Source organism: Arthrobacter sp. 05N428_2 (assembly GCF_056397065.1).
On the sequence record NZ_JBFTMR010000007.1, the window covers coordinates 87,024 to 99,252 of the forward strand.

Annotated in this window: 11 protein-coding genes; 7 read left to right on the forward strand and 4 right to left on the reverse strand. The window is 66.2% G+C overall.

The window, feature by feature from the left end; genetic code table 11:
* Positions 1-48: 48 nt before the first annotated feature.
* A complete protein-coding gene (locus tag AC1DGI_RS09835) occupies positions 49-717 on the reverse strand; it encodes a TetR/AcrR family transcriptional regulator (RefSeq protein WP_441399509.1) in 669 nt (222 codons plus the stop codon).
* A gap of 92 nt (positions 718-809) precedes the next feature.
* On the opposite strand from AC1DGI_RS09835, the gene AC1DGI_RS09840 reads away from it, so the two are divergent.
* From AC1DGI_RS09840 to AC1DGI_RS09870, 7 genes are all read left to right on the forward strand, one after another.
* Positions 810-1,823 (forward strand): NAD(P)-dependent alcohol dehydrogenase, encoded by a 1,014-nt coding sequence (locus tag AC1DGI_RS09840; RefSeq protein WP_476898654.1) that lies wholly within the window; start codon positions 810-812, stop codon positions 1,821-1,823.
* Positions 1,824-1,898: 75 nt separating this feature from the next.
* Positions 1,899-2,471, forward strand: coding sequence for an MOSC domain-containing protein (locus AC1DGI_RS09845; protein WP_476898655.1), 573 nt, complete (start codon positions 1,899-1,901; stop codon positions 2,469-2,471).
* Between the two features lie 195 nt (positions 2,472-2,666).
* A complete protein-coding gene (locus AC1DGI_RS09850; protein ID WP_441399514.1) occupies positions 2,667-3,443 on the forward strand; it encodes an electron transfer flavoprotein subunit beta/FixA family protein in 777 nt (258 codons plus the stop codon).
* Positions 3,444-3,454: 11 nt separating this feature from the next.
* Positions 3,455-4,438, forward strand: a complete 984-nt coding sequence (locus tag AC1DGI_RS09855) for an electron transfer flavoprotein subunit alpha/FixB family protein (protein ID WP_476898656.1) — start codon at positions 3,455-3,457, stop codon at positions 4,436-4,438.
* A 605-nt stretch (positions 4,439-5,043) separates the two neighbouring features.
* Positions 5,044-6,003: a cytochrome b/b6 domain-containing protein gene (locus AC1DGI_RS09860; protein ID WP_476898657.1), complete on the forward strand. Its 960-nt coding sequence runs from the start codon at positions 5,044-5,046 to the stop codon at positions 6,001-6,003.
* 223 nt (positions 6,004-6,226) lie between these two features.
* Positions 6,227-6,790: a hypothetical protein gene (locus tag AC1DGI_RS09865; protein WP_476898658.1), complete on the forward strand. Its 564-nt coding sequence runs from the start codon at positions 6,227-6,229 to the stop codon at positions 6,788-6,790.
* 147 nt (positions 6,791-6,937) lie between these two features.
* Positions 6,938-7,198 carry a hypothetical protein gene (locus AC1DGI_RS09870; RefSeq protein ID WP_441399519.1) on the forward strand — a complete coding sequence of 87 codons (261 nt, stop codon included), beginning with the start codon at positions 6,938-6,940 and terminating at the stop codon, positions 7,196-7,198.
* Between the two features lie 199 nt (positions 7,199-7,397).
* On the opposite strand, the gene pntB is transcribed toward AC1DGI_RS09870, so the two are convergent.
* From pntB to AC1DGI_RS09885, 3 genes are all read right to left on the reverse strand, one after another.
* Positions 7,398-8,873 carry a Re/Si-specific NAD(P)(+) transhydrogenase subunit beta gene (pntB, locus tag AC1DGI_RS09875; protein ID WP_476898659.1) on the reverse strand — a complete coding sequence of 492 codons (1,476 nt, stop codon included), beginning with the start codon at positions 8,871-8,873 and terminating at the stop codon, positions 7,398-7,400.
* Positions 8,870-10,429, reverse strand: coding sequence for a Re/Si-specific NAD(P)(+) transhydrogenase subunit alpha (locus tag AC1DGI_RS09880; RefSeq protein WP_476898660.1), 1,560 nt, complete (start codon positions 10,427-10,429; stop codon positions 8,870-8,872). Before AC1DGI_RS09880 ends, pntB begins: the two co-directional genes overlap by 4 nt.
* A gap of 377 nt (positions 10,430-10,806) precedes the next feature.
* Positions 10,807-12,228 (reverse strand): carboxylesterase family protein, encoded by a 1,422-nt coding sequence (locus tag AC1DGI_RS09885; protein ID WP_476898759.1) that lies wholly within the window; start codon positions 12,226-12,228, stop codon positions 10,807-10,809.
* Position 12,229: the final 1 nt, after the last annotated feature.

The following is a 12,229-nucleotide window of genomic DNA, read 5'->3' on the forward strand; positions in this document are numbered from 1 at the left end:
GGCGATGCGTCCGGAAACCATCGCCCGGCCGATGTGCAGCATTCGCAGCTAGTCCGCCGGCACCGGCTGCAAGGCGTTGAGAATCAGTTCAAGCCCGTAGGCGAATTCGTTCCCGTAGTCGTAGCCGGGCTGCATGACCACTTGCGTGGCGATCTCGACCATGTGCGGGTATTCCCCGGTGGCGAACCGTTCCATGATGGGAGCCGCCACCTCCGCCATGGGTCCATTGCCTGCTATAGGCAGCGCGGCCTCTTGGAGGGCGAACCCGTAGATGTAGCTGTCCAGGAGCGAATAGGCCCGGGCGGTTTGTTCGACCGTAAACCCCGCGGCGCGCAGCGTCGCGAGAGTCGCCTCATGGTGTTTCAGGGTCGCCGGGCCTGGAGCCTTCCGGGATTCCAGCAGTCCGATCGCCCAGGGATGACGGCGCAGCACCTTGCGCACCGAGTGGGCGCGGCGGCGCATTTGTTCCTGCCAGGCCCCTCCAGCCTGCGGGGTATCGATCTCGGCGAAGACGAGGTCCACGAGGCCGTCAAGGATCTCGTCCTTGTTGGCCACGTAGTAGTAGAGGGACATCGGCTTCGTGCCCATGCTCACGGCGAGGGACCGTATCGACAGGGCCGCGATGCCGTCCCGGTCCGCCAATGCCAAGGCCGTTTGCAGAACCTTCTCGCGGGTCAGCCTCGATCGCTCCCTTCCGAGCGCGCCTGCGTCGTTCATGACCCTCCTCCCAGCTCTTCCAGTTTCGTACATCGTACGATACCGTATTCGTACACCGTACTAAAACCCTGCACTTCCGGAAGGAGAACGATATGACAACCCAGGAAAGCCCTGAAGTAGCCGGCACCAGGACCATGGACCACATGCGCGCAGTTGTTCGGGAAAGCTATGGGGGGCCGGAGGTACTGCGCCTGGAGCAGGTGCCGCGTCCCGAAGTCAAAGGCGACGATGTGCTCGTCCGTGTCCGGGCGGCCGGCGTCGACCGCGGTGTCTGGCACATCATGACCGGCCTGCCGTACCTGGGCCGCGTTGCCTTCGGTTTGCGGAAACCAAGGGGCGCGGTACTGGGCCTGGATCTCGCAGGGACCGTGGAGGCCGTCGGTCCCGAAGTCACGCGGTTCGCCGTTGGTGACGCGGTGTACGGCAGCGGCCGCGGTTCCTACGCCGAATACGCCCTTGCATCCGAGGCCAAACTGGCGCCTAAACCCCCGGCCCTCTCCTTCGAGCAGGCCGCAGTGGTGCCGGTGTCCGCAGTGACCGCTCTTCAGGGACTACGCGCGGGGAAGATCCGGGAGGGACAGAAGGTACTGGTCACCGGTGCCGCCGGCGGCGTCGGCAGCTACGCGGTCCAGCTGGCCAAAGGCTATGGCGCGCAGGTCACCGGGGTTTGCAGAACGGAAAAGGTCGATTTTGTCCGCGCCCTCGGCGCGGACAACGTCATCGACTACACGCGCGAGGATTTCGCCGCCGCTGGGCCTTTCGACCTCATCCTTGACATTGCGGGAAACCCGCGGATCTCACGCCTGCGCCGCGCCCTGACCCCTGCAGGAACTGCCGTCATCACCGGCGGTGAGGAGGGCGGGAAGCTGACCGGGGGTCTGCACCGCCAGCTGGGTGCCATGGCGCTGTCACCGTTCATCAGCCAGCGGCTGACCATGTTCCTCGGCCTCGTCCGGGCCGCCGATTTGCAAGACCTTGCCCCGTTCCTCGAGGCGGGCACAGTGGTCCCGGCCTTGCACCGGTCCTTCACGCTGGCTGAGGCGGAAGACGCAATCCGCTTCCTGGAGAGCGGTCAGGTGCGCGGCAAGGTAGCACTCACCATCTGACGGCCCCAAGCGGGCCGCACGGGTTCCGATGCACGGCCGATGTATTCGGGTCTCGGCGCAGGCTAGCGTTGAAGCATGACGGCTAGTTACAGGTACGACGTCGAGATCCTGCACCTTCTCGTGTCGCCGGCCCACGCCTACTTCGGCCGGGCCCGCGAGGGTGCGGCCGACGTTCCCACCACTGATGCCGAGCAGGCGGAGCTGGTTGCCGGCAAGGGCATCGTCGGCGACCGGTTCTTCGGCAAGGCCGCGCACATGGACGCCGCCGTCACCGTCTTCGCGGCGGAGGCCCTGGAAGCCATCGCCGCCGAGCTGGGGACGGCACCGCTTGACCCGCTCCTGACGCGGCGCAACGTCGTGATCCGGGGAGCCCAGCTGGCGCCCCTACTGGGGCACGACTTCGCGCTGGAATCCGGCGGCGGTCTGGTCCACCTCAAAGCCGGGCGGCCCGCCCATCCCTGTGCCTGGATGAATGAGATGCTCGCCCCGGGCGCCCATAAGGCCATGCGCGGGCGCGGCGGCGTGCGCTGCCGCGTGCTTTCCGACGGCGTCCTGCACCGCGGTCCGGCAGTCCTGATCAGCCCCGTGCCGCTCGACCCGGATCGGGCGGCCGACGCGGTCCTGCTGCGCCCGTCGCTGCTGCCCTAGCCGAACGGTGCGGCCGCCGGCCAACCTGTTCAACGGCAGTCTCGGCCGGTCAGGCGCCGTCGAACGTGTGTCAGAAAGGGCGCCCAGTGCACGACACGGGCCCTGTCCCCCAAGCGGCGCCGCACTTTCGTAGACTCTATGGAGATTCGGCATGTCTCCTCGACTGAGACGCGCCCGCCACAGGAAGAGCCATCGATGAAGATTATCGTCCTAGTCAAGGAAGTCCCCGACACCTACGGGGACCGCAAACTGAACCTCGAAACAGGCCTCGCCGACCGGGAAGCCAGCGAGACAGTCATCGATGAGATCGGCGAGCGGGCCTTGGAACTGGCCCTGAAGTACGCCGACAAGAACGAGGGCACCGACGTCGCAGTCCTCTCCCTCGCTCCCGAGGGCGCGACCGCGACCATCCGCAAGGGGCTCGCGATGGGCGCGGGAAGCGCCACCCACATCTGCGACGAGGCGCTCCGGGGTGCGGATCTTGGACTGACCGCCGATACCCTCGCAGCCGCGATCCGCCGCATGGGGTTTGACCTCGTGATCACCGGCAACGTCTCCACCGACGGGTCCGGCGGCATGATGCCCGCGATGCTGGCCGAACTGCTTGACGTGCCCCTGGCCACCGGCCTCAGCGCCGTGGAGATCATCGACGGCGCGGTGTCCGGCACCCGGCCCCTTGACTCCGGAGTGCAGCAGGTTTCGGCGACCCTGCCCGCGGTGATTTCTATTACCGAGGCGCTTCCCGGGCCGCGCTTCCCCAACTTCAAGGGAATCATGGCCGCTAAGAAGAAGCCGCTGGAGGTGCTGACCCTCGCGGACCTCGGGGTCACCGCGGACAGCCCGGACGCGGCACGTTCGATCATGCTGGCCGTTGCCGAGAAGCCACCGCGCGCGGCGGGCGTCAAGATCATTGACGAGGGTGATGCCGGCGAGAAGCTCGCCGAGTTCCTGATCGAAAACCGACTGGCGTAAGGAAGAACGACATGACTGATTTCCCTCCGGACGCCATCCTCGTCGTCGTGGAAAGCCTGGCTTCCGGTGAACTCGAGAAGGCGGCGGCCGGACTCCTCGGCGCTGCCGCAGCGGTCGGCACCCCGGTCGCCTTGGTACTTGCCGCACCCGGCACCGGAAGCGCCGCCGCAGCGGAGGCCGCGGCCCTCGGTGCCGCGCGCGTCCTGGTCGCCGAGACCCCGGATCCCGCCGCGCTCGGCGTGCCGAGCGTTGACGCACTTGCCGCGGCCGTGGATCAGGTGCAGCCGGACGCCATCCTGATCTCGCATTCGCTGAACGGGCGGGACCTCGCCGGCCGCTACGCCGCCCGTTCGCGGGCCGCGGTTTCCGCCGACGCCGTCGGGGTGTCCCGCGATGACGAGGGCGTCGTCGCACACCATTCCGTCTACGGCGGCGCCTACGACGTAACGTCAACGGCCACGTTCGGGGCGCCGGTCATCACGGTCCGCCAGGGCTCCATCGAAGCGCGGGCCGCTGCCCAGCCGGGGACATCGGAAACCCTGGCAGTGCCGCCCTCCGGGAAGCCTGCCGCGCGGATCGACTCCTTCGATGAGGCGGTAATCGCCACCACCAGGCCGGAGCTGCGCGGTGCCGCGAAGGTCGTCGCGGGTGGCCGCGGTCTCGGCTCCGAGGAACAGTTCGCCCTCGTCGGACAGCTCGCCGACACCCTCGGTGCCGCCGTCGGCGCCTCGCGTGCCGCGGTGGATGCCGGCTACATCCCGCAGACGGCCCAGGTGGGTCAGACCGGGGTTTCCGTGTCGTCGCAGCTCTATATCGCGCTGGGCATTTCCGGCGCGATTCAGCACCGGGCGGGCATGCAGACCGCGAAGACAATCGTCGCCATCAACAAGGACGGGGATGCGCCGATCTTCGAGATCGCCGACTTTGGCGTGGTGGGCGACCTCTTCAAGGTTGTACCGCAGCTGATCAGCGCCCTTGAGGCCCGGAAGAAGTAGCGATGGCAACTCAGTCTGGGCCCATCCGCCGGGGCCTGCCGCGCGTCGAAGGCGGTGACCCCTGGCCTCCGGCTGGTCAGGCACCCGCGCGTATTGTTCCGGTTGAGGCGGCAGAGGCTGCCCTTCAGGAAACGGTGCCGGCTACGACGGCGGCGTCCGCTCCGGTCCCTGTCGTTAAGTCCGACGCCGGGGTGTCGCGGCAGCTTCGCCGTGGCCTGCCGCGTGTTCCGGGCGGCGAGCCTTGGCCTCCGGCGGGCGAGGTTTCGGTCTCAGCTACATCTCCCGCTGCCGCCGTCGCGCCCGCGCCGACCGCAGAAGCTGATGAGAAGACAGTGCCGGCGGCGACGCCGTCCGCAGCGACTTCGGAAACAGCACCCACGACGACGACGGCGGGAACCACCGCGCTTCGTCGCGGTCTCCCCCGTGTCCCCGGTGGTGAACCGTGGCCGCCCGAAGGATTCGCGCCTGCAGTTGCTGCGATGGCTGTCGCTGCGGCACCGGCTACGGTGACTGCCGAACCTGCGGCTCCCGCTGTCGCCGCGCCTGAAGCACCGGCCCTGGTGAGTGCGGCTCCCGCGGCGCCTGCCGCCGTCGTGGCTCCGGCGGTGCCTGTCCCAAAGGCGGTCCCTGCAGACAAACCGGCGAAGGCCGCAGCCGAGGCGAAGCTCTACGGTTCGCGAACGCTGGGCCAGTGGGTCAAGCTGGTCGCGCTCCTCGCGGTCGGCGCCGTGGCCGCCGCCGGGATTCTGGTGCTCGCCGCGCGCGGTGTGACGACGCTGCCGGGCGTGCCGGAGTTCCTCAAGCGCTACCCCGGCGAATACAGCCTGCCCGCGACGGCCGAGGCCGGATTCCCGTGGTGGGCGCAGTGGGCGCACTTCTTCAACATCTTCCTGATGGTGCTCATCATCCGCTCCGGCTACCAGGTGCGCACCCAGCAGAAGCCGCCGGCGTTCTGGACGCCGAAGCGCGGCGGCAAGAAGATCAGCATCAACCTGTGGCTGCACCAGTCGCTCGACATCTTGTGGCTGGCCAACGGCCTCATCTTTGCGGTGCTGCTGTTTGCCTCCGGCCGCTGGGTGCGGATCGTCCCGACCAGCTGGGAAGTGTTCCCCAACGCGCTCTCCGCGCTCCTGCAGTACATGACCCTCGACTGGCCCGTGGAGACCGGCTGGGTGAACTACAACAGCCTGCAGCAACTCATGTACTTCCTCGTGGTGTTCATCGCGGCCCCGCTCGCGGCCGTCACGGGTGCGCGCATGAGCGAGTTCTGGCCGAAGAACGCCAAGGCGCTGAACAAGGCCTACCCGGTGGAAGCTGCGCGCGCCGTTCACTTCCCCACCATGCTGTTCTTCGTGCTGTTCATCCTGGTCCACGTGTTCCTGGTGTTCGCGACCGGTGCGTTGCGCAACTTGAACCACATGTTCGGCGGCACCGACGTGGTCAACTGGGTGGGGTTCTGGCTCTTCGCGGCCGCCATCGCCGTCACAGTGGCCGGGTGGTACGCGGCCCGCCCGCTCGTGCTCGCGCCCATCGCCAAGCTGTTCGGCCCGGTGAGCAGCCGCTAGGCCACATCATCCGGGAGCCCGGAGGCGGGCTTATCAATACTCGCGGGAGCGCTTTACAGCGGGCGCACAGGGCGTCCCCGGGAAGCACTCACATTGGTTGTGTACCCTCGTGTCCGGTGCGGTGACGACTCGGCCCGGACACGGGCCGACGCGAACGCCACATCCGCGGCGATATCCCGGCCTACCGTTGGTGGGAACGTTGCTTTCCGAGAGGTATTTCCTGATGTTCCGCAGCACCTTTGTAGTGACCGCGCTTGTGCTGATTTTCGCCGCCGTTGCCGTCCTTAGCCTTGTATCGGTAATCCGGACCAAAACAGTCGCCGGCAGCGCGGGTGCTGCCGGAGCTGTCCTGATAACCGGGACGGTCATGGCGGCGGAACTGGGCTGGGCACCCGCCTGGCAGTTGCCGTTGACGATGGTCCTCGGAGCGGTGTTCCTCTGGTTTGCAGGGCGCACGGTGTTCCAACTGACGACGCCGACGCCCGCCGTCGTCGGTGGTCCCGGTATTTCCGCGTATCACGCCGTCCTTGCCGTCATTGGGGGCTGGGTCGTGTTCGAAGCCGCCCGCAACGCGGGCTCGGCGACGGGCGTACCCGGCCATGAACTCGGTGTGCTGCTGGTTGACCTTTTGGCCGCCGTGGCGATGGCCTTCGCCACGGTCGGATGGCTGCTGGCCACCTTCACGCTCCGCGCCAAATCGGGCCAAAAGGCGGTGTCTTTCCTGAACGGCGGCCGTGAGGCCCTTGTCGCCGCAGGCCTTGCGCTGGCCCTCTTCGCCGTGTCCTGAGCAAGCTCGCTCCGAGGGGCCGGACTGTTAGTTTCGCCGCTACCGCTGCATTCGGGGCCGTGGTACGTTCAGCGTGATCAGGATGTCCCGACGCGGCCCCTTGACCAGCCCGGCTCCTGGCACAGTCCCGGAAAGCAGAGGCAAGCGATGCCAACACTATTGATCTTCCATGAAGTCAACGACGTCGAACACTGGCTCAGTTCACCCAAACGGGAAGAAGTCTTCGGGCCTCTGGGCATCACGGTTCGACCCTTCTCCGACCCGGCAAAGAGCAACCGGGTGGGCTTGATTGTCCAAGTCCCCGACATGGACACGTTCCAGCGAATTATGGAGTCGCCAGAGGCAGCCGAGGCGATGAAGTTCGACGGCGTCCGTCCGGAAACAATGCTGATGCTCGTCGAGCCCTAGGCACTCCCGTGCAAACCAGAGACAGGCTCTATGACCTGCTCGCCTATGAGGACTATGCGGCCTTCCACCAGAAAGTTTTAACCGGCCAGTAAGGCCCCGATGGGTCGGCCGAGAAAGCCAAAAAGCACCGATGAGCGGCATTGATTCAGTGCCGTTCATCGGTGCTTCAGGCTCCGCCCCTCTCCAGGGCATTTAGTCGTTAAAAGGCGCGGAGGATGTCTTCGACGCGTTGTTTGGCGTCGCCGAAAAGCATTTGGGAGTTCTCCCGGAAGAACAAAGGGTTTCGCACTCCGGCGTAGCCTGCGGCCATGGAGCGCTTGAACACCACGACGTTGTCCGCTTCCCAGACCCGGAGGACGGGCATGCCGGCGATGGGGCTGGACGGGTCCTCTGCGGCTGAGGGGTTCACGGTGTCGTTGGCCCCGATGACCAGGACCACGGAGGTGCCACCGAGGTCCTCATTGATTTCGTCCATTTCCAGGACAATGTCGTAGGGGACTTTGGCTTCGGCGAGCAGCACGTTCATGTGACCGGGCAACCTGCCGGCGACGGGGTGTATGCCGAACCGGACATTCACGCCGCGTTCGCGGAGCTGGTGCGCCAGTTCAGCGACGGGATACTGGGCCTGGGCCACGGCCATGCCGTAGCCGGGGGTGATGACAACGCTGGTCGCGTTGGACAGCATTTCCGCGGTGGCCTGGGCCGTGATTTCGCGGTGCTCGCCGTACTCGGTGTCCGCCCCGGAGGGTGCTGCGACGCCGAACCCTCCGGCGATCACGGAGATGAAGGACCGGTTCATGGCCTTGCACATGATGTAGGACAGGTAGGCACCCGAGGAGCCCACCAGTGCGCCGGTGATGATCAATAGATCGTTGTTCAGCAGGAACCCCGCGGCGGCGGCGGCCCAGCCGGAGTAGCTGTTGAGCATGGACACGACCACGGGCATGTCGCCGCCTCCGATGGAGGCCACCAGATGCCAGCCCAGCCCGAGGGCGAGGACAGTGACAATGATGAGCAGCCACAGCTGCGAATCGTTGACGTACCAGACGGTCAGGGCAATGAATGCCGCAAGGGCGCCGAGGTTGATCGCGTTCTTGCCCGGCAGCGTCAGGGGTGAGGACTTCATCCGGGCCGAGAGTTTCAGGAATGCCACGATCGAGCCGGTGAAGGTCACCGCACCGATGAACACGCCGATGAAGACCTCGGCGTGGTGGACGGCCATCAGGTCAGCGGACAGGGCCGGGACCTCGAGGTGCCCGTTCCAGCCCACCAGCACCGCGGCGAGGCCAACGAAGCTGTGCAGCAGCGCAATCAGCTCCGGCATGCCGGTCATTTCCACGACGCGGGCACGCCAGAGCCCGATGGCTCCGCCGACCAGGACCGCACCTGCGAGCAGGGCCAGCCCGGTCAGGCCGTGGCCGGTGCCCCAGGCGCCCTGCAGGGTCAGCCAGATGGTCGCGGCGAGGGCGATGACCATGCCGGTGATGCCGTAGATGACCCCGGACCGGGCTTTCTCATGCCTGCTCAAACCGGCAAGGCTGAGGATGAACAGCAGGGCCGCGACGATGTAGGCCGCCCCCGCGATGGATTCTGCGGTCAACGGACCGGAGACGATTTCAGACACGGTAAAGCTCCTCGATACGATTCGGGCTGCTGCTTCGGGTACCTCGCTCATGAACGTGTCTTCTCACCGCGGGAGAACATCGCGAGCATCCGCCGGGTCACAGCGAACCCGCCGAAGATGTTAATGCTGGCCAGCAGCACCGAGACCGCGGCCAGGACCTGCATCACGGGGTTCTCGGAAGTGACCTGCAGCAGCGCACCGACGACGATGATCCCGGAGATGGCGTTGGTGACAGACATCAGCGGGGTGTGGAGGGCGTGGTGGACTTTGCCGATGACGTAGAAACCGACCACGATCGAGAGCATGAGCACCGTGAAGTGCTGCGGCAGCGGCGCCGGGGCCACCGCGTTGATCCAGAACAAGACTGCGATGCCCGTGGCAAAGATCCCGGCCTTAACTGCGGCGCTGAGGCCTTGCTTCTTCTTTGGCGCAGTGCTTTCGACCGCCGTCCCGGTTTCCGTCTTCCCTACCGGTGCAGCGGAGACCTGGACCGGGGGTGGCGGCCAGGTCTTCTCTCCGTCCCGGACCACCGTCACCGAGCGCTGCACCACGTCATCAAAGTCGATCCGCAGGACCCCGTCCTTGTCCTTGGTCAGGAGCTTGAGCAGGTTCAGCATATTCGTCCCGTACAGCTGGGACGCCTGGGCCGGCAACCGGGCCGGAAGGTCCGTGTAACCCAGGATCACCACACCGTTATCGGTCACCACGCGTTCCCCGGCGACCGAGCCTTCCACGTTCCCGCCCTGCCCTGCGGCCATGTCAACGATCACGCTGCCGGCCCTCATACCTGCCACGTCCTCGGCCGTGAGCAGCTTCGGCGCCGGACGCCCCGGGATCAGGGCGGTGGTGATGATGATGTCCACGTCCCGTGCCTGCTCCGTGTACATTTCTGCCGCCCGAGCGTTGTATGCCTCGGACGTGGCCTTCGCGTAGCCGTCCGAGGACTGCATCTGCTCGGCGACCTCAACCTTGAGGTAGGTCCCGCCGATGGACTTCACCTGGTCGGCCACCTCGGGCCGCGGGTCCGTGGCACGCACGATCGCGCCGAGGCTGCTCGCCGCCCCGATCGCCGCCAGACCCGCCACGCCGGCACCGGCGACCAGGACCTTCGCCGGCGGGACCTTGCCCGCGGCAGTCACCTGGCCCGTGAAAAACCTGCCGAATTCATGCGCAGCCTCAATCACGGCCCGGTAGCCGGCAATGTTCGCCATCGAGCTGAGCACATCCATCGACTGCGCCCGCGAAATGCGCGGCACCGCATCCAGGGCAAGGGCGGTGATCGGACGCGCAGCCAGCGCCTCCACCAGCTCCGGACGCAGCCCCGGGCTCAACGACCCGATCAGCGTCGCCCCGTCAGCCAGACGTCCAATCTCCTCCTCCGTGGGCGGGTTAACCCGCAGCACCACCTCACTGCCCCACGCATCATCGGCCCCAACAATAACGGCACCCGCCTCGGCATACGCCTCATCACGAAACGACGCAGACTCCCCCGCACCCTTCTCAACCACAACCTCGTAGCCCAACCCCAACAATTGCTTCACAGTCGTGGGCGTCGCTGCCACCCTTGTTTCGTGGCCTAATTCGGCCACGATCCCAATTCGTGTCATTTTGCTCGTCCTCCTAGTAGCGTGCGTGGCCTGATCGTATGTCTGTCTGTCTGCGGAATGTGCCCCAGCTTTCCATCGTTACGCCCGGCGGGACGTCGCCCGTGAGACACACCTCGTAGCGGCCAGGGGCCAGCCGCGTGACCGAGATACCGGCCTGCCTGAGGATGGCTGCGGGCTTCAAGAGATCGACAGCCCTGTCCAAGGCGGCATCCAATTCTCTTCGAGCGTGAATGGTAACGACGAGACAATCTGTCTCTGCATGCATATTTAGGGATCCTCAATCTCGTTGCGGCTTTCACCGCCCTGCCTTGTCGGCTGTCCGTTATGGTTGATCGGGAAAGCTTTACGATTTCAGGACCCCGCTCCCACCGATGGGCCTATTTGCTGTCAGCGTCGCGCACGCTCAACCCGGCTTCGAGCGCTGGCTCTAGGCGAATACCTTCAGCGTCAAGGCTGAGTGTTTGTGGAGCAAGACAGTCGAATCGGTCGGGCTTCGCCACTCCCCTGTACACGAAGTCAGTGACCAGCTTTCGCATGGCGACGGTTACCCGCGCCGATTCTGACATCGAAGCGCCTTCGAGCATTGGGGCATCGTGCCATTGGGCGGTGTCGCCGAAGATGAACGGCAAAACGAAGCAGTGTGGCGCGTAGGCTGCCTCGAGCTTGCTGCGGTGATCCAGCCGGACGACTTGCGCGGGGACGGGTGCGTGGGCTGCGATCTCAAGTGCGGGTATGCGAAAGTGCGCCAACGTGGCCGCGCGCACTATTCGTAAGTAGGCGTCAGGATCATCGCCACAGCTTTCGAGACGGGCCGCCGCTGCTGCGGGATCGGTAAAGGTCCGATCGATAAACCGGTCCACGTCTGCCTTCGAGTAATCCGCGCGCGGCTGGCTACGAAGGAAGCCGGCAGACTCCTCGGCTGTCGTAATGAGAAGGACAGCGTCGGTATGGATTCTCTGGGCGGAGGAAGCGTAACGTGCCAGGTCGCTCGGCGTTTCCTGTGATTCAGCGGGCATGTAGGGAAAAGCCTGGAGGCCGGCCCGGGCGCTTCCCTGCGCTGCAAGTAGCGCCCCGACCGGCGCGCTCAGCAGAGCCGTCTCTGAGCCCACGGCGTCGATGATCGCCGCCCGATGCCGAAGCCAGGTGTCCACGGGCAGCGGCGCCAACCGAGGCATGCTGATCAGCAGCGTCCGCGCGGCCAAACCGCGCATGCGGGGGTCGGTACTGAGCGCGTAGGCGTACCACGCCCCCGCAGAATCTCCCGCGATCGTTATGCTCCCGGGATCCCCGCCAAAGGCGCTGATGTTCTCCCGCACCCACTCCAAAGCGGCCTGGAGATCGCGGACGGGCTTGGTCGACTCTGCCGGGTCCCCGATCGGACCGAAGTGCCCCGACACGCCGAGCCGGTAGTTCACCGTGACGAGGACGATGCGCGCGTCACGCACGAAGGTTGTCGACTCGTACCACCGGCTTTCGCCCGAGCCGGTCGTGAAGCCGCCGCCGGGAATGAAGAACACGACGGGAAGTCCGTCGGCACCCGCCGGCGCCTGGACCCGAAGCGTGAACGCATCTTCCTGCTGCACAAGCTCACTGAGGGCGGGCCCCAGCAGGTTGTCGAGCACACCCGGCGTCTGTGGGAAGGCTATCGGCGGCGTCTGTACTTCGCCTGACGAAATCGCGTCGATCTCACCGAACCGGGGATCAGTCCTCGGAGTCCCGTAGCGCACTCCCCGCGCGTCGATCACTCCTGCGTGAAGATGGGCGCGCACGGCCCACCGCGGGGTAGGAATCACGAGCATG